Source organism: Megasphaera sp. ASD88, from assembly GCF_002287425.1.
GTDB lineage: Bacteria > Bacillota > Negativicutes > Veillonellales > Megasphaeraceae > Megasphaera > Megasphaera stantonii.
Genome location: NZ_NQXW01000034.1, coordinates 1 through 18,643 on the forward strand (window position 1 = coordinate 1; position 18,643 = coordinate 18,643).

The following is an 18,643-nucleotide window of genomic DNA, read 5'->3' on the forward strand; positions in this document are numbered from 1 at the left end:
CTTAGCATAATTAAATGACCAATGAAATGCATTAATATTTCATCCTTTCCTAAACATGAATGCAGAAAGCCTTGTTCTGCTGATAGTGCTGTTTCCCGCTATCGTCCTGTCGTCCGGTTCGTCCTGTAAAAAAACTTATCCCCTTAGCCTGCATATTAGCTAGATATTTTAAAAACCGGACAGGACAGAGGACGAAAGTTCATCTCGTTGTCCACTTTTTATGAGGAGAAATTTCTATCTATTTTGACATGTTTCAAGGTAGGCATTACAAATCACAGGACGAACCGGACGACAGGACGGGCCATTTTTCATGCATAAATATGAGCAGTTTACATAAGACTTCTTATTAAACTGCTCATACCCGTTTCATAAACTATGCAATATCCGCCGTTTCATGCTGGCACCGCAGACAAAGAGGCCGGCCATATTTCTTTGCCGAATAACTCCATACTTTATCGCTAATCGTCATTCCGCAGTCAGCGCAGCGTAACGGCTGCGCTTTTTCTTTTTGGTTCTTCGGTTTCGTCGTCTGCTTCGGCGCAGAATTTATATCTCCGCCAGTTGGATTTGTCGCCGTATCAGTCTGCATATCTGCCTCCGGATCATCGCCGGTGCTGATAGCCAAACTCAGCATATACGCGTATTTGATAGCCGCTGTTTCTGCTTTCATGACCGCTTTATCGCCGCTGTCCTGTCCCGATCCGATGCCGGTAATCGTGAACGTTTCGCCCGATTCTATATCGATAAGGGTAATATTCATCTGGACCGTCGCCATCTTTTCTATATTCCCCTTGGCCGTTGTTACATCGGTCATATCCAGCAAATCTGGCACGGCGACGGAAGCAATGCCATGTTTTACCAGAGAAGCATTAACCTTCGCCAACACGTCGGCACTGGTAGCGTACTGGTAATTATGGTACGTATTGGTGCCGTTTTTCTCTACATAGCTGCATTCCTTCATGACCTCAATAAATTTCCTGGCTAATTTCTGCATTACGCATTCACTCCCTCAATATACATAGGCTGCTTCCAGCAAAGTTCATACAATTCTGCCTGCCACCGCGTCCCTTCAGCCGGATAAAAACTGTACTGTTCATACCCGTTCCGGTACGCGATTTCCCCGCAGTTCCCGCCGCCTTCATCAGCCCAGCGCAGCGTAAACGCATGATCCGGAAAATGCGCTGCTAGGACTTCTATCACCGGAATAGGCGCTGCATTCAGGGTTTGAAAGGAAAAGGAGCCGTTTTCTTCGTGAAAAGCAGCAGCCATCGCGTTTCCCTTTGTTCCCCAGCATTGGATTTTTTCTTCCGGCAACGCTTCCTCCGGCAATGGATATATTTCGTTAAAATCAAATACCGACTTTTTAGACGCTACACTGCACCGAACGTTCTGTATCGCCACGCCTTCTATACCTAAGACATTCTGTACATGGTTTGCCATCCGTATCACCTCATCATCCCTTATTCCATCGAATTGGCGTTAATATATATTGTTCTTGCTCTTCATCCCAAACGGCCCGATACAGCCGTCCCTGATAGACAACAATGCAGTGCCTGTCATCAGGCTGGCTCACGATAACAACCGAATGAAACATGACACGTAAATCATCTATACATCTTGAAATACACTCCATATCCGTTCCTCCTATCCAACGCATCCCGACGCTTCCCGCTGCAATCGCTGCGCATAGGGGCAATTTGCGCGAGCAGCGCAGTATCCTAAGCATTTCCGGTCATGCCACCGTTCCCGACTAGAACAGATCGGCGGCAGCTTCCGTTCCTTCAACGCTTCATGAAGCAGGGCGGCTTTGCGATGAAAATAGCGCAGCAGCCACCTGTCGCTGATTTTTCGTATGTGAATCATATAGACGGACTGGTCAATACCCCGTTCGGCAGCCATGCGCAAGTTATTGTCCCGGCACATGGCCTGAATGTACATCTTCTGCACAGCAAAACCTTCCTGTTCCAACAGAATCCGATAGTAGTTCAGCTGCATAGCCCAGTCAAGGACATGGCGCGCGCCGTCGTACCGCAGTTCGTTCCGATATTTCGGCTGCCCTTTCCGCAAACCCGTCTTATAGAATTCTCCCGTCGGTACGCGTACCTTATAAATGCCAAGGGCTTTCATGAGCTTATACGAGCTGGTTACTTTCAAATCACCCAGTACGCCCTCAGAATCATCTAAAATCTTGCCGTACAAATCAAATTTGCCGCTCGTCAGAGTGTCTTTCAGGCGGATTTCACTGAGCATATCTCCATCAGTGCAGCGCTCATGAATAGCATGAACGCCCTGACCATGGAGGGCATAGAGTACGGATTGAGGATTTACGGCGTAATCGGTCGTCTTTTTCAAATAGGTCTCCCGCACTCCGGCGATAAGCTCCGTTACCGTCGGTTCGGCAATATCCCGATGCAGCGATGCTGCGATAGCACGCAGCGTCGGCAAAAACATACACCGTTGATTTTGCGGGCAAGATTGCAAACATTGCAGGATAGGGACTTCTTTCCCGTCGGGGCAAATAAATTGTGTAGCTGGCATATAGCAATACTTCCTTTCCTGTACATAAAACAACCCTGACACATATGTGGCAGGGTCTATTCGTTGATTTTTATAAAACACATTTGTTTTTTCATATTTAATTCCATAATTCTGGCTGCTTTGCATAAAAGCTGTAATTCCCATTCCGTCCAATAATCACGTGATCCAAAAAACGGATTTCCAACAGTTCCCCAGCCTGAATCATCTTCCGGGTTACGTTCGTATCTTCCAGACTAGGCGTAACGTCGCCTGACGGGTGATTATGGGCCAGAATAATTCCAAAGGCCAGATGCTGAATCGCCGCATGATAGACTTCCCGAATACCAGCCCAGGAAGCGTTGACCGTACCGACAGAAATCAATTTCCTGCCCAATACCTGATTCTTCGTATTGAGCAGCAAAGCCCATAATTCTTCTTTCGGCTTATCCTCTAAAAACTTGAAATAGGCAAAAGCCGACGTATCATCGGAAACTTCTGTTAATTGCTGACGCCGTTCGTCTTCTATCCGTTCCATGACTTCCTTTACCATGGAAATCTTACGCAGCCGGGCTTTTCCGATACCGGCAATCTGCTGAAGCTGTTCGTCGGACACGCGGGTAAAAATGTGGTACAAGCTGGCATATTCTTGTACCAGCTTTTGAGCGCTTTCCTTGGGAATGAAAGCCGCCAATAATTCTTCATCGGATAAGGGATACAGTTGATTCATCAAAATTCCTCCTTCAAAATAAAATAGAGGTAAGGCCAATGCCTTACCTCGCCGAGATACAATTCAATATACGTTATTATGGTATGGGAGACTTCAAAATGCGTGTTATATCTTCCTTCAATTTCAGAAAATCAGTTGCAACCGTGCTATAAATGTCTTCCATTCGCAAAGCGGCATACTTATGAGCCGCTAAATCGCGCAGCCCAGCAATCGCTCTCTATGGAATTTCTGGATATTGCTCTCGTAATTCCATCGTAATCGTTTTAACCAATTCGCCAATATTAATGGCCGTCATAGCCATCGCCCGCTTGATTACTTCATTTGCTAAAAACTCTTCCTTACTATATCTATTCATAATTGATAAGCCGATGTCGAGTTCAGAAAGAATCTTTTCCAATGCAATCTTGTCCCTACGCCGCAGCGGTATACAGTACCACTTCCTTTTCAACTTCCAGCATATCGTCTGACCGCAGCGGCCCATGAATCACGTCAACGGGAAGAGACAGCCGATCTTCTAACGCGTACCGTATCGAAGACAAGGTAATCAAGCTAATGCTGTCCGTAATAAATTCAATCAGCAAATCAATGTCGCTGTCTTCACGGTTATTGCCAGAAGCACGAGAACCAAACAACGTAACCTTCGTAATAGCCGGGTATTCTTTTACAACGTCTAGTACAGCCGCTTGAATGGCATCAATCGTCATATTCATCCCTCCCGTAATGCGTTCTTATATATTTCATTATACTGAAAGGAACCTGCCTATACAATCTATTTCTTACGGAATGACTTGCATCTGTGGTATCCTCGGCGCAATATCTGACAGTATCTTTCCCGTACCTAACGCTTTCGGCTGCATATTGGACGGCACAGGCAAGGCCAGTAATTCGCCGCCCATGCGCTCCATCTCCGTTGCCCGTTCGTAGGAATCGCAGAACTTACTTGCCGCCGTTACCGCATTGACCAATCCATACCGGCTCAGGTCTTTCCCTAGGAACAGCTGGCGCAAAATATTGCCCCGTTCCGTTTGGTTCAACGGAAACCGGTCGGCCAATACTTCCACTTCCTTGACCGGATCGTGTTCCAAGGGAATATGCATGGCCTGTTTCATGGCGTCGACAGTGAGCATGAATTTCGCTTCGTCGACGGCGCAGCGTACCGTGTCCTGTACCTTCATGAAAAAAGCTTTATCATCCTGCCGCAGCGTTTCATCGGAATAGAGTTCATAGACTTCTTCGTCTGACGCCGCGGCCTGCCGTCCGACATGATACCGTTTCTGCGAATAGTCCTTGCAGATAAGACCGTTCTTGCAGACCAAGCGGAATACCAGCGGCTCTACACGCAGGCTGCCTAAACCGACTTCGCTGTTGGAAATGACGAAACCGGCCTGTACGACGTCCCCTACAGCGACTTCTGCCTTCATCTTTTTATTGACTACTTTCAGGTACATACGGCTCTCCGTTACATCACAGCTTTCAATAACGGCGCCTTTCATCTCCTGTATGACAGGTAAGACAGCGGCGCACAGCTCCAGATTATCCAACCGGCGGTATCGGTCTGACAAAAACGCCCGTACATTTCCGTCCAAGGTGCGTATCATACGCCGCTCGCCGTTCTTTTGCAGCCAGCCGTTGACGTTTTCATCGAGGAGCGTAGGAAATTCCCGCTGCATTTTCTGGTAATACCGGTAAGGGATTTGCAGCCGCGCGGCAATCTGCTGGTGTGCAATTTCACCGACACTATATGTCGTTTCCTGTCCGTTTATGCTCATATATAACGTAGAACTAGTATGATCTGTTTTCATCTGTAAACTTCTCGTATCGGCAAGAAAGTCTTTTCGTGCCATACGCTGACGCTGTAATTCATCCCCTAACGCCTGTAATGTTTTCCCCTGTTTCATACTGCATGTCCTCCTTCATCCCTGCAAAAAAATAACACAAGCCCTGCCGATTGATCGGCAGGGCCATCTGTTACCCAAAAGCACGTCTTACTTCATCCAACCGTCTTCCTGTTTCGATAAAATTTCTAAAATAAGTCTTGCAATATCCAGTACCATAGCGCGCACCTCCTTCTTTTTTCAGACATATAAAAAATACATGAGTCATTTGAACCTAACTTAAAATGACCCATGTATTCAAAAATATAATATATTGTCAAAAAAAGAAAGAATTACGCTTCTTACACTTTTTCGTGTCCACTTTCTTGATTATAGTCGATTTTTATGTCACTTCTTTCTCAATTTCTCTTTAATTGCAGAAGGTAAGTCATCTTCACTAATTACTCGTTTAATAGCTTGACCATTTTCCTCCGCGACCTTTATTTTTTCTAAACAATGTTTGCAATATCTGTGATGTCCATATCTTTCTATTGAACTAAACGCATCTTTACATTGCTCACATGTATATAGTTCAAAAATATTAGGTTGATTCTTAATAAAGAAAAATTTATTATCATCATTTAAGTTTTCTATAAAAAGAATATCTAGAACTGGTTTATCTATAATTACAGCACATTGGTCTAATAAATTTTTTAATAAAAGAACATTTTCCTTTGTCATAGTTGAAGAAAAATCATGCTGAAGTCCCAATTGTTCAATTAACTGTTTAGGTAAAATAACATCTTTTTCTTTCCATCTCGCATAAAAGCGTTCAATTACTGAAGGTTTAACATATAGAATTCTATTTTTTGCTGGCAAAGATTTTATCAATGTCTTTATTTCTTTATGTTGTTGTATATACTCAGGCATTCTATCAGGCATAATTTTTTTATATAAATCAATTCTTATTGCATTTTCAATATCTTCTATGGAATCAAAATGACTAGCATTATTAATTAAACTTAATTTAAAAACTGCATAATCACTAACCATTCCATGAGCAATTAAATATTCTGTTATTGCTTTATCAATATTTTTTAAAGCTGCATTTTTAAGCGATTGATACTTTATTAAATCGATATAATAATTTTCAGCATTATACGTTTTCTTTTTTAAGATTCCTTGTTCTGCCAACAGATCCCATTGCATCACAAATTCTTGCGCTTTCACTGATACCATGCCTTTATAAAGCTCATTCGCAATCAAATTAATTGATTTATCAATTAATTCTCCTTCATCACAAGAACTTATAAAATTTTCACTTACAGTTAAAACAATTTTTTTACTCATAATTCCTTGTTTTCTAAAATCATATGATGATAAGTCCTTCAATTGTAAGCAAGCTTTTTTTTCTATTTCTTTTAATCGCTCAGGAAGTATGTAATATGTTATGTCCTGGTATGTATTTTCTTGGAGTTCTTCATAATACCTATGAATATATTCTTGAAGTTCTGTATCTATAAATTCTCTCCATACTACAGTTTTAATTCCTATTTTAATTTTTTCTAAATCTGTAATATTACCAGAATTTGACTCCCATAACAAATTTAAAAGGATCTCTTTATTTAAGAAACCATGATTCTTAATTAAATCCGTTATACCTTTATCAAGATCCCCAATTGCTTCCTCTTCCAACGTTTCATATTTTTTGCAATCAATATAAAGTTCTTTATTCTCATCAAGTGTTATTTCTTTTACTTTATTCTTCTTCACTAATTCTTCTAAATAATTACTAATTATTTTTCGTTGTCCTTGTTCAGAAGCATTATAAATGGTTAGGAAAAATTTTTTCTGATATTTTTCACATGTAAAACCAGACTCATCATGTAAAATAACTAACTCTTTTTTCAAAGCTGATTTTATGCATCGGCATAAATCTTTTCTTTTACTATATTTCCATGAAAAAGGTAGTGCTATGATATACATAAGTGAACCTATAATTGCATAAGTCAAATTCCCCTGATATACCTGTACCCCAATTAACAATATTGAAAGTAATAACAATGGATTACGTATTGTTAAATATAAAATGCAAAATATTAAATAAATTGTTGCCGCAATGATAGCAAATATCCCTTTTAATAACGTAACAAATGCCATTCCAATAACACGAATAATTTTCCATAAAATAACACCCCCTACAATTAGAATTATTCCTCCGATAATAATTTCTAACATATGCCCTCTTTCCTTTCTAAAAAAAGCCAGTAAACAGTACTATAAACAACTTATTTACTGGCTTTAAAATTAATGATCGAACTTTTTATTTATCACCCATGAATGAGGTTTATTGCCTGTTTTGCGAGGACATTTCCCCGGAAGTGGTCTCCCTAAAGAAACTAATCGAGTTTCCTTTTTTCCGCAATAACTGCACATATACTGAATCCGTTTTACTGCCATAATTTCATCCCTTCCTTAACCGTGCTCTTAATTTAAAACATTCTTCTTTATTTCGCCGATAAAACATTTCTTTATCCATTATTTTATAAAAAAATGCATTATAATAGTCATCAACATTACAAAAAATCGGCCTATTAGAGTAGATCATGCAAAGATTATTAGTTTGATTTAAATAACGACAAATTCCATTAGGTAACGACAAATTTTTAGCCCAAGGAAGATTTCCAATCTGCCTACAACATGCACCGCATCGTTCACAAGGAAACATGTTTTATTCTTCTTTCTGATACTTTAGTATCGGAGGATCAATTTCAAAAACTACAGTTTTTTTTGTTCTTAATTCCAGAATTGCTTTCGATGTTAAATATTTCATATCACGCGGTTGACTTTTAGATTTTACTTGAATCCAATCATTTTTTGCATTTTTAAAATATAATTCAATCTTTAAATCAAAAGCTGCCTCATTTATATACGATATAATAAATTGACCTCCAACATATTTTGATTGATGACGTTGTTCTTCTGAAAGGATCAAAGTATCTACCTTGTCAGAACACATTTGGGCAATTTGCTCTAAATCTCTCTTTGGAAATGCTAATTTTAAAGTAGTAATTATTTTCTGAACCGCAACATCAATTTTCTCAATATTATTCGCTAATATCTTTTGATTTTCTTCATTTCCAACGTATTTTCTTAAATCATCCATTATAATCCCTTCCTTCTTAATTAATTTCAAGTGCCAGTTCTTCTTCCATTTCCATTGTTATATCGGCTTCTTGTGCTTTGATACGTTCTCGTATATGGGCTGGAACTTCATTTTCATTTACTTTTCGAGTCGTAGTTTCCTCAATCCACTCACCTTTTTCCTTATAAAATAATTTGTGCATAATCCGACATAACTTTTCACCAGATTCAAACAGCATATCTCCAAAAATAGCAGCAGCATGAGGTACAAATTGTCGAATATTTTCTTCCCATACTTTTTTTAATTTAGGAATAAAATCCTCTAACCACTTAACAATGTCTCCCCAACATGCTACAAGAATTGCGCCTCCAATTAAAACGCCTAATCCAACTAAAAGTGGTATCATAATGACTTTTTCACCCTTCCTTTGTTATTGTTGATTTGTTCCTGTACATACTCTTCAGAAACTTTTCTTTTAGTAACTATTACTTGTTTTTTTTCGTTGGCCATTTTACTTGCTAATGTATCTTCAATAACATCAACAACGTATTTCTGTTTTACAAGCAATTCATGATGACGCGCAGCTTTAAATGCTCCCATTAAAATTGCGTTAGATATATCACTACCAGAAAGGTTTTCATAGCTATTTGAAATTTCCAGTATATCAATATCATTAGGCATACTATCAGGTATATAGTGGTTCCATAATTTACACCTACATTCGTAATCAGGTAATTCAAATTTTATATGCATTGCAATCCGTCTCATAAATGCAGGATCAAAATTTTCAATAAAATTAGTAGCAAAGATAATAAAATCTTGATAATCATTTAATAACATAAGCATTACTGAACGAGTTTGATTCACGCTAACATCAGTAGCATTAGTCATATTAGTGACTCTCCGACTTAAAATTGCATCCGCCTCATCAAAAAACAATATACTATTACTTTCCTTTGCTATACGGAATACATTTCGTATATTTTTAGGTGTTTCTCCCACATATTTTGATTCTATGTCAGCGTAATTCACATTTATGATTTTTCTATGCAAATAATGAGCAATAGCATGTGCAGCCATTGTCTTTCCCGTTCCTGGCGGCCCATACAAATTAATTCCCATTCGTCTAGAATACTTATGGGTTTTTTTTAGCCCCCAAAGTTCAAATACGGTTTCCATATTGGTAGCATACTCAGCAACATCTAATAGTCTCTCTCGTGTTGAGTCTGGTAAAATAATATCATCAAACGTATACTTTGGAGCAACTGGATAAAATGCTATATCAGAAAAATATTGTTTGTTTTCTTTTATTTCATTCATTTTAGGCGTATCTTCTATCCGTCGTCCGATGCCCATTTCTATCTATCCCTCTTTCAAAACAATATTACTAAACATTCCCTTTACGGCTTAAATGATCTTGCAAAATCCGTTTTTCCTGTTCATCAAAAATAACAAACGTTGACATTTCCACATCCAGTCCATCTGCAATATCAAGCAATGTAGCTACAGACAATCCACTATTATACTTGCCACGTTCAATTTTACTTAACGTACTTTTACTGAGTGCAATCCTATCAGCTAATTCTTCTTGTGATAGCCCTCGAATAGTTCGATAATAAGCAATTTTAGCACCTATTTGACGATAAATAATCAACCGTCTATCATCCAAATTGCATCCCTTCTTCTCTTCTATAATAATAATTATTGCACACTTTTTTCTGTTTTTGAGTAGCCTAAATAGCGCATTTTACAGCCAAAATAATACCATTACTGGCACCAAGAGGAAACAACACATTTCCATCACAAAAATACTATATTAATCATTACACTACATGACTTTTTTTACAGGTTCATCATACAGAAAAACTGCCCTAGTCAATACTGACTAGGGCAGTTTGCTCTCTCTAACGTTATTTAATTTTTACACATACATGCTTGCCACAGAAAGCGATTCCGTACTTCCATACTTTCCCTATACCTCTTTTGGAAAATTCTACGTCATACTGCCTTTCTTCAATCTGTGCCAAAGCTTCCTTGGATGTCTTTTCCAGCTCCGAATCCTTGTCCGCCGCTTTAAATTCCATCAAAACGCCGGCCTTAGTTTCGTCTTTTGGGAAAATAGCTATGTCAAACCTGCCGTAGCCGCTTTCCCGATTTGATTCTACCATGTAGTCCTTCCCCAAAAACAGAGCGGACATTCCCAACATAAAGCCATGGTAAAAACTTTCCTTATTAGCTGTATCATACGTGCTGGCAAACCGCAGCAGTATTTTTTGCAGCTGATAAGCAAAATCCTCGCTCTGTCCGGTAAACAGCAAATCAAACAGGCCGTCGAACGTGTCCCGATCCATGCCCTCTGCGATAGTGTTCAGAATTTCCATTCCGTATACCCGTTTAATTTCTTCATTGGGAATACGCAGTAAGTATCGGTCATAGCTTGTCGGCACGTCTTCTGCTACGGTTAAATAGCCCGTCGTGAGCAGCATTGTATACAATGCGCTTTGATCGCTGCCAATCTGGTCATAAATAACGCCTTCATTCAAGCTGGCCGATACAGGCACGTCATGCAAAAGACCGCGCAGCGCTTTAATCCGCAGATAGTCGGCATGGGAAAGCAGCTCGCGAAGGATGGCGTTATTAGACGTATTCATCCAATACGGTTTTGGAAGGCATTGATTATCAATATAACTGACGACCGACAGGGGATTGTATATCTCGCTGCTCCCAAACCGGTATCCGTCATACCATTTTTTTAACTCCGGCAGTACGTCCGGTTTCTCGACGTCTTCCGCTAATTTAGCGACTTCTTCAGACGTAAATCCAAATACGTCGCTGTATTTATCGCGTAACACGGAACACACATCCAAATTATTCAGACCGCTGAAAATACTTTCTTTGGCAATACGGAGTACACCAGTCAGTACGGCAAAGTTTAGATTTTCATTACTCTTCAGCGTATTATTAAACCAGCCTTTAAAATATAATATAGCGGTATCATAGAATCCATATTCATACGCACATTGAATAGGCGCATCATATTCGTCAATTAATATAATAGGTTTAACACCAAAATATCGGTATAAATACGCCGACAAATTGAGCAGGCTTACTTGGTATTCCTCTTCATCTGCCGTAAGATTCATAATTCGCTGATAAAACTCTTTTTCCGAAGGTTTTAATCTATCTCCCTGCAGCACATAGTCATGTTTTTGAAATTCTTTTTGTACGAAGAGGCGAAACGATTTATACGTACTAATCCAAGTGTTATTCTGTACCCCCTTTAAGGTCATGAAAATAACAGGGTACTTATTTTGATGCTTCATGTAATCTTTTCCGGCCCAGTCAATAGCCAATCCTTGAAATAAGGTTTGACTATCCTTTTCCCGATCAATAGAGAAAAAATATTCAAGCATGCTCATCGTCAACGTTTTTCCGAAGCGACGCGGCCGAGTAATCAAAGTAACTTTACTATGTCCATCTATAAGCTGACGAATAAAATCCGTCTTATCTACAAAATAATATTTTTCTCGGACTTCTTTAAAGTCATCTGCGCCAATAGGCATTGCTTTATTCATCAGTTTCACCTCCAACTATTCTTTAATTACATTTTTAATGTAATTCTTTGTTCTATATTATATCATAAAATTTTTAATCATCTTTGAAGTTTTGAAAACTCCAATAAATTCAATTTTACTGGAACACTTGGAACGTCGGAACAACAGCAAAAATTAGCTCAATTGTTGGACCTTATTTGGACCTTATAAGGTCCAAACTTTATTTCTTACATGTATCATGTCCAAAGGATAAACAGCGTAAATAAGCCATTCTTTTATTTAATCAGTATCTAAAAAACATAAAAAAACGTCTTGAGCAGAATTCGTAATGAGAGGGTCGTAGGTTCGAATCCTATTAGTGGCTCCAAAACCATAAGGAACTCCATTGTTACCGCAGTGGGGTTCTTTTTTTATGCTATTTTCTCGTATGTCTATTCAGCAACAGGAACGAACTGTCCTGCCCAATGCTGCCCCATGATGTCGGCACATTTGTTTTTCAGTATGTCCGTTTGTGCTTCATCAGCGTAGTAATACGGCATTTTGTCGCTTTTCCATCCACCCTGCTTTTTCATGGCTTCCAAGGGTACACCTTCCAATACTAAACGTGTCGCAAAAGCACGACGGCAGGAATGAGGACTAATAGGCTTCGTAATGCCTGCTTTCTCTTTCCATCGTGTAAACGTTCGATTGAAATTCCTTGTACTCTCCATTTTGTCCTGTCGCTTTTGTGCAATGATATATGTTCGGCTGTTTCGCTGTGTATGCTCTTTGTAGTAGAACATCAAATCCACTAGAACTTGCGGAACAGCTACATTTCTATATCCTTCCAGTGTCTTCATGAACTTCTCTACAGTGTGTTTTCCCTTACTGGCGGATACTTTTTTATTGATGCTGATATACCATTGCCCTGTATCTTCATCTTGAAAAACATCATCCCATGTTAAGGCCAGCAGTTCGCCTTTTCTCATGCCGCACATCAACAGGATAGGAATAGCAATCCAATAATGATGCCCTTTACACACCTCAAAGAGCTTTCTTGCTTCTGTGTCTGTAATGGTCGGGCGCTTTTTCTTCTGCCTAATCTTCGGCAAATGCACCCCGTCACATGGATTCTTAGGGATTAGCTCCCGCACGTTTACAGCCTCATTAAGCGCAATAGACAAAACACGGACTATATCATGAATTGTACTGTCAGTAACGCCTTTAGCCTTTAGATGCTTCACAAATGCTGACACGGTATTATACGAGACATCCATGATTGTTTTACCTTCAAAGAATGGCTTTATGTGATTCCTGTACCGCCCTTCGTAGTTCTCGTATGTCTTTTGTACTATGTCTATCCCGTGTTTAGCTTCCAGCCATTCCGTCATATAGTCATTGACAAGAATATGGCTTCCTTCCCATTGCTTCGCCTGTACAGGTGCGATATTCTGGGAAATGAGTTTCGCCATTTGCATTAATTGTTCATTGTCGAGTTTCACTGCTGATGATTCATTATGTTGTGTCATCATATCGTACTGTCATCCCTTCGTATATAAAAAGGACGACACAACATAGAAAAGCAATCTCGCCTTTACTATATCATGCCGTCATCAAAATATAAAGACACACAAAAAAAGAGAGCCAACACATGCGGTATATGCTGGCTCCCTATGGCTGCGGTCGTATTCATTTGTCTCTGTGTGTCTTTTTTCTTGATAAAATAGCGATTTACAAAATTGAAATATCCTTCAAGGGTAATTACACCTAAAAGACGTAAAAGAATTTTATTTTAGATACTGTTATCTATCTACTAACAAAAAATCATGAATCTTGTACTGCTGTAGTTTTCTTTTTGCGATTCCGTGCGAGTGTTTGCCGTCTGGCTTCTCTTTGCTCTGGTGTCAATGTTCTTTTGGTCTTCTTAGTTCGGAACGACAACAAAGCCTTATCCACGACATACTCAACAGCATATAGGCCGCCCTTGTCGGTGTATTCCTTTGCTCGTGGGTACTTTTTGTCAAGATATGTAATCATGGTTGTGTCTGCCGTGTAAATTCTCATGGTGTCGCCTGCACGGTCAAATACGATTGTTGTTTCCTGTTCTTCCATTGTTCGGGGTGCTAATTTCGTAGTAGATTTGTTCATGGTGGTGTTTTCTCTCCTTTGATATATAAAATATAAAAATAGGAGACACACAAGCCCATATGCTTTTATGTGTCTCCCTATAAATAGGCTTTTCTATTCTGCTATAGCGTCAATGCTCGCCCTACTGATTCCTTCATCAAGAATAGCATGGTGTTCATTGGCTACCTGCTCCAATGGGATTTCATCTAAGCCAATAAGGTCATATATGTCCGCCACGGTTCCAGCACATTCAAATGAATCTACCAGCCCAGCACGATAGAAGTAATTAGCCACCAGCGTTATTATCTGGGCGATTACACAATCAAGGAGTTCCGTGTCGGTGTTGGCTGCTCTGCTGATTAGTGCGTCCCGTGTTCCTCTCAGTGCGCCGTACTGCTGGGATGCGGCCAGCTTATACATGTGTCTTTGAATTAGTACGGTAGCTGTATCGTGCTGCATTAGGTGGATTCGTCGCTTCAATTCGTCGTATTCTTCACGGGGTACGTAGCCAGCAGGGCAGGTAATAGCGGTAGTAGTAATGGTTTCTTGTGTCTTCATCATGGTGTTTTCTCTCCTTTGTGGGTGAATGATAATTATTTTAACACACATATTCGTGTGTTATTGGTGTAATATTAGCACACGTATTCGTGTGTAGTCAAGACATAAAAAGCCAATCATGGTATAATGCTGTCATATTCTCGTTTGATTTCTCATCATCATTTAATCATGGGGCAGGTGAATCTAAATGACCTTAAAAGAGAAGATACAAGCTATAGCGGATGAACAGCACATAACCTTGAAAGAGATAGCGGAACAAGCTGGCATGAATTACAATGGCCTGCACAATAAATTTTATCGTGGTTCTATTACAGTCAAAGACCTAGAGAAAATACTTGACGTACTCCATAAACGGCTTGCCATTGTAGACAAACAAGACCACGACACCAGCCGCTATTGACAAGACACCAGACCAGCACCACCTCTAGTCATAGGGTTCCTGCTGGTTTCCTTCCTTCTATCTCGTGGGACACGTAGCCGCCTGTATATTCGTGGGACACGTAGCCGCCTGTATATTCGTGTGACACCTGCTCAACAGGCTAGGCCGTTCACTCCTGCTTACTGGTGTCTGGGTGTCTTTCTCCGTGTTTTATTGTCTAAATGCCGTTTTGAGCGTTTAAAAGGTGTTGGGGTATATAAACATACCTAAAACACCCCATAGGCATTTTATTTTAATAACTGTATTGGCCTGCTCACAAAAAACAGTAAATCATGAACAGACCACCATACAGGATTTGCCCATATTGTCCTGTAAGGCTGTTTTTGCGGCTGTGCTGTGTAAGGTAGAGTAATCATACCAGGCACGCACCATTGAAGGAAAAGCCCTACTCAGGAGTGGGAAAAACGACAAAAAAAAGCAAAGCAAGGAATAGACCTGTGTGCAATATCTATCTGTGTAGACCTTTTGGGCGGTGTACTCGCCATATGGCACCATGTGCGGCGCAAAAAGGAAGCAGGGGACACCTATACCCAAAAATAAATTTATCTGGTGTAAGACACGATAACACAAGGAAATTGCTACATCATTCCTTTGTGTAATTAAATTATGAATAAAAAGAATGGATTATTTCTTGACACACCCATCATAAAATTATTATAATGAGCGCAGGCGGTGGGCTAAAGTGAACTTATATTACCTATAGGTCCCCATGGTTTTATATGGGTACCATATGGTGTATATAAGTTCTTTTTTGTTATCTTAAATTATTAATTATAATTATTAATTAATGTATACCTGTAATTATCTTTATAGTATCTTAATTATTAATAATTAATTATAACTAAAGTATACCTATAGGTTAATTATAATTAATAAATAATAATTACTCTTTAGTTAAACCTATAGTTAAATTATAGTATCCTGTATTCTCCTAACCTACCCCCCTTTCCCCCCTTCCTTCCCTCATATCATGTCATAAACCTTCTTTCTTCAATTAGTGCCTAAAACTGTTTTTCTTCAATTCATGTGACATACTGGTAACACCTCATTAATTTAATTTAAAAAGAAAGAGGGAACCCCTTAATAAAAAATATGTTGTTCTCCCTTCTTTTAGTGCTAGGAACTAAAATTTTATGGTGTAATCCCTTTTTCGCTTAAAATCAACACAAGGAAGAAATGGGGTGCCTTTGCGTCCCTGCTTTCTTCATATCATGGACACAACTACTTTTCTTCAATTCATGCAACTAACCCCAAAGAATAGGGGTGTCCCATGCGGTGCCAGTATGTCTCCGTATCATAAACTTGCTTGTGTGTCAAGGCTTTATATGCCCCTTACAGATGTGTAACAAATAAAATTATTATGCGTAAATAATGAATAATTAAATATATTCAATGTGTTGAATAAGCCATTTTAGCACACAATAATATTTTATTTATACAAAACGCAAAAGGGAATACTGTCATATTGGTATGCCCGTACACGCAACAAAAGAGCCAACACGCTATATGCTGGCTCTCTATTTGTGTGTCTGTAAAAGTTATTCGTGGTGTGTCTGCTCCTGCTGGTGTTCCTGCTGGTATTGTTTTACCAGCTTATAGAAGGTAGAGCGTTTCAATCCCAATAGCTCCATAGCTTTTAGAGCTGTTATGTCTTTCGCCTGCCATTGGCTATAGACCTCATCCCATTGTGCAGGATACGCCGCTCTAGGCCGTCCTAGGTGCCTGCCATGCGCCTTAGCCTGCTCTATTCCTTCCTGTTGTCTCTGCCTAATATTCCGTCGTTCCTGCTCGGCTATCATGCCGTACACCTCAATAAGAATATTAGTTATGGTGTCTAGTATCAAATCGTTATTGGTGTCTATCATCGTTGTCGGCAGGTCAAGGCAACGAATGCGCACACCTTTATTCTTGAAGTAGGCAAGCTCGTTCTTAATCGCTTCTTTATTGCGTCCTAGCCGGTCGAGGCTCTTGATATAGATTGTGTCGCCTGCCGTGCTTAGTTGCCGCAATGCCTGATAGTTCGGCCTGTTGAAGTCCTTACCGCTGGCCTTGTCGATGATGATACATTGCTCATTGTCTACGTATTGCCTAAGCTCTGCCGTCTGCCTGTCTGTGTTCTGCTCTCTGGTTGATACTCGTACATATGCGAATCTTCTACCCATAATATCACGCTCCTATTGTGTCTCTGTAAATGTTTGATTGTCTTTATAGACACCATATCATAAATGTTCGTAAAGGTCAATGCGTTTATGGATATATCCGTAAATTCATTTTTAAAGATTTACGGATACGAAAACAGGCCATTTTCGTATGTCCATAAAGGTATACCTTTACAGACATAAGGAAGACACATAGACAAGCAGGAGCAACACACTAGGAGAGAAGACCAAAGGGAATACATGTACGTCCATTCCCTGCCGCTTCCTGCTCCTGCTCTGGGTGTCTGCTTACCCTTCTTAGTGGTGAATCAGAAAAGAGAATCGAAAGAATTGCATTGCCTGCTGTGTTCTCTGCTGTATATCTCAGCCCGTCCGCACGGGGGAAAAGCGTTCGTGTCAATATAATATATATGGCCGCACGGATTTTTCATAAATTTAGGAGTCCCTTCTTATACTGGCCTATAGTAAAGGAGTCCCTTTTTCCTGTGTGCGCTTATATATAGCCACCCCTAAAGACATGTATGTACTATTGACATATCATCAGTAGGTCGTGTATTATTTTCCCGTAGGCATTACACATACACAACGGCAGGCGGTTATATCGCCCCTATCCATTTTTGAATGAATGGGGGTGATGCCCATGAACGAGACAAACGTAACACTATTACTTTTGATTCTCTTAGTGGTTCTCTTGCAAAAGAAATAACCGCCCGTAGCGTCCAAACTTTAGGCGGTTAAATCTCGTCAAGTATAGGGGCTATAACCGTTTGTCGGTGTAATGCCTCATTTTTATTTCACTTTCATTATATCCAGTATTGAAACAGGAGTCAAGCAGGAAAAGCCCTTCATGCATAAAATAGCAAGCACTTCCTGTCTGGGTGCTCTTTCAAATTTCCGTTCTAAGCGATTTTTAAGAGGTAACACGATAAAAGTGTCATGTATCGCATAAAAATTCCTTACAGCGGAAATTAGAGCATTTTTTTAATTTCGAGATATTTTCTATGCTGTGTCGTCGAACAAATATTTGAGCCAAAGCTTCGTAATGAGAGGGTCGTAGGTTCGAATCCTATTAGTGGCTCCAAATTTAAAGCGGTTTCTGGGAATCCAGGAACCGCTTCTTTATATTTATGGGGGCTTTTTATGGGGGGCTTATTTATCAGTTTTATGCATTGATATGCATTTTTATACTTTGCTATATCTCGAATAAATCAAATATGGAGCGACCCTTCATACGTTTGTTCTTACGCACCCATTTGCGGCGGCGTTTGTGCTTCAAGACCTGCGGTACCTCGAAGAGTGACAGTGGAAGTTTGTTAGCCCAAAGCATGTTGTAGAGCGTCTTGGTACAGGGAATCTGTTCCGGAGTAAATAGCTTATTTCGCCTAGCATAGCCAACGCAGGCATCCAGTGACCAGCGTTCCTGGCGGACTCGTTCCACCATCCATTGGATAAACAGCTCGCAGTCGTCATGATCGATTTTACAAGGCTTCCTGGAGCTCTTGCGATTCTCTGCATAAGCCTTCTGACCGCGCTTTGCCATATACTGAGGGGCACGACCGTGCTTGCTTTTCCGATCCGGCGTTCCACGCCGAAGTTCATAGAAAACAGTCGTATGAGCACATCC

21 protein-coding genes are annotated in these 18,643 nt (G+C 40.0%); 1 reads left to right on the top strand and 20 read right to left on the bottom strand.

Translation table 11 applies throughout. The annotated features are described in order from the left end of the window. Positions 1-373: 373 nt before the first annotated feature. From CJ260_RS11810 to CJ260_RS11895, 18 genes are all read right to left on the bottom strand, one after another. Positions 374-994, bottom strand: a complete 621-nt coding sequence (locus CJ260_RS11810; RefSeq protein WP_095630349.1) for an ERF family protein — start codon at positions 992-994, stop codon at positions 374-376. After that, entirely contained in the window at positions 994-1,440 is a 447-nt protein-coding gene (locus tag CJ260_RS11815) for a hypothetical protein (RefSeq protein ID WP_095630350.1), read from the bottom strand. The genes CJ260_RS11810 and CJ260_RS11815 overlap by 1 nt, the downstream gene beginning before the upstream one ends. A gap of 13 nt (positions 1,441-1,453) precedes the next feature. Next, positions 1,454-1,633, bottom strand: a complete 180-nt coding sequence (locus tag CJ260_RS12855; protein ID WP_095630351.1) for a hypothetical protein — start codon at positions 1,631-1,633, stop codon at positions 1,454-1,456. Positions 1,634-1,644: 11 nt separating this feature from the next. Next, entirely contained in the window at positions 1,645-2,451 is an 807-nt protein-coding gene (locus CJ260_RS11825) for a hypothetical protein (RefSeq protein ID WP_233127991.1), read from the bottom strand. Between the two features lie 184 nt (positions 2,452-2,635). Then, positions 2,636-3,244, bottom strand: coding sequence for a RadC family protein (locus CJ260_RS11830; RefSeq protein WP_095630353.1), 609 nt, complete (start codon positions 3,242-3,244; stop codon positions 2,636-2,638). Positions 3,245-3,320: 76 nt separating this feature from the next. Next, positions 3,321-3,455 (bottom strand): hypothetical protein, encoded by a 135-nt coding sequence (locus CJ260_RS13450; protein WP_369831766.1) that lies wholly within the window; start codon positions 3,453-3,455, stop codon positions 3,321-3,323. Positions 3,456-3,461: 6 nt separating this feature from the next. Further along, entirely contained in the window at positions 3,462-3,641 is a 180-nt protein-coding gene (locus CJ260_RS13025; protein ID WP_198947467.1) for a hypothetical protein, read from the bottom strand. A 13-nt stretch (positions 3,642-3,654) separates the two neighbouring features. Beyond that, complete coding sequence (locus CJ260_RS11840) at positions 3,655-3,948, bottom strand: nucleotidyltransferase family protein (protein WP_095630354.1); 294 nt, start codon at positions 3,946-3,948, stop codon at positions 3,655-3,657. 72 nt (positions 3,949-4,020) lie between these two features. Next, on the bottom strand, positions 4,021-5,013 hold the full coding sequence (locus CJ260_RS11845) for a DUF932 domain-containing protein (protein ID WP_233127992.1): 993 nt from the start codon (positions 5,011-5,013) through the stop codon (positions 4,021-4,023). 453 nt (positions 5,014-5,466) lie between these two features. Next, positions 5,467-7,296 (bottom strand): hypothetical protein, encoded by a 1,830-nt coding sequence (locus CJ260_RS11850; protein ID WP_095630356.1) that lies wholly within the window; start codon positions 7,294-7,296, stop codon positions 5,467-5,469. Positions 7,297-7,789: 493 nt separating this feature from the next. Then, positions 7,790-8,224 carry a hypothetical protein gene (locus tag CJ260_RS11860; RefSeq protein WP_095630358.1) on the bottom strand — a complete coding sequence of 145 codons (435 nt, stop codon included), beginning with the start codon at positions 8,222-8,224 and terminating at the stop codon, positions 7,790-7,792. Between the two features lie 16 nt (positions 8,225-8,240). Further along, positions 8,241-8,609, bottom strand: a complete 369-nt coding sequence (locus tag CJ260_RS11865; protein ID WP_198947468.1) for a hypothetical protein — start codon at positions 8,607-8,609, stop codon at positions 8,241-8,243. After that, positions 8,606-9,559 carry an ATP-binding protein gene (locus CJ260_RS11870; RefSeq protein WP_095630359.1) on the bottom strand — a complete coding sequence of 318 codons (954 nt, stop codon included), beginning with the start codon at positions 9,557-9,559 and terminating at the stop codon, positions 8,606-8,608. Before CJ260_RS11870 ends, CJ260_RS11865 begins: the two co-directional genes overlap by 4 nt. 31 nt (positions 9,560-9,590) lie before the next feature. Further along, the gene (locus CJ260_RS11875; RefSeq protein WP_095630360.1) at positions 9,591-9,872 is read right to left on the bottom strand and encodes a helix-turn-helix domain-containing protein; all 282 of its coding nucleotides are present in this window, start codon (positions 9,870-9,872) and stop codon (positions 9,591-9,593) included. A 241-nt stretch (positions 9,873-10,113) separates the two neighbouring features. Continuing rightward, positions 10,114-11,778 carry an AAA family ATPase gene (locus CJ260_RS11880; RefSeq protein ID WP_198947469.1) on the bottom strand — a complete coding sequence of 555 codons (1,665 nt, stop codon included), beginning with the start codon at positions 11,776-11,778 and terminating at the stop codon, positions 10,114-10,116. A gap of 410 nt (positions 11,779-12,188) precedes the next feature. Continuing rightward, positions 12,189-13,268 (bottom strand): site-specific integrase, encoded by a 1,080-nt coding sequence (locus CJ260_RS11885; protein WP_095630361.1) that lies wholly within the window; start codon positions 13,266-13,268, stop codon positions 12,189-12,191. A gap of 292 nt (positions 13,269-13,560) precedes the next feature. Next, entirely contained in the window at positions 13,561-13,884 is a 324-nt protein-coding gene (locus CJ260_RS11890; RefSeq protein WP_095630362.1) for a hypothetical protein, read from the bottom strand. Between the two features lie 93 nt (positions 13,885-13,977). Continuing rightward, a complete protein-coding gene (locus tag CJ260_RS11895; protein WP_095630363.1) occupies positions 13,978-14,424 on the bottom strand; it encodes a hypothetical protein in 447 nt (148 codons plus the stop codon). 184 nt (positions 14,425-14,608) lie between these two features. On the opposite strand from CJ260_RS11895, the gene CJ260_RS11900 reads away from it, so the two are divergent. After that, on the top strand, positions 14,609-14,821 hold the full coding sequence (locus CJ260_RS11900; RefSeq protein WP_095630364.1) for a hypothetical protein: 213 nt from the start codon (positions 14,609-14,611) through the stop codon (positions 14,819-14,821). 1,577 nt (positions 14,822-16,398) lie between these two features. On the opposite strand, the gene CJ260_RS11905 is transcribed toward CJ260_RS11900, so the two are convergent. Both CJ260_RS11905 and CJ260_RS13245 read right to left on the bottom strand, forming a co-directional pair. Next, positions 16,399-17,022 (bottom strand): recombinase family protein, encoded by a 624-nt coding sequence (locus CJ260_RS11905; protein ID WP_095630365.1) that lies wholly within the window; start codon positions 17,020-17,022, stop codon positions 16,399-16,401. Positions 17,023-18,211: 1,189 nt separating this feature from the next. Further along, positions 18,212-18,559 carry a hypothetical protein gene (locus tag CJ260_RS13245; RefSeq protein ID WP_095630366.1) on the bottom strand — a complete coding sequence of 116 codons (348 nt, stop codon included), beginning with the start codon at positions 18,557-18,559 and terminating at the stop codon, positions 18,212-18,214. Between the last annotated feature and the right edge of the window lie 84 nt (positions 18,560-18,643).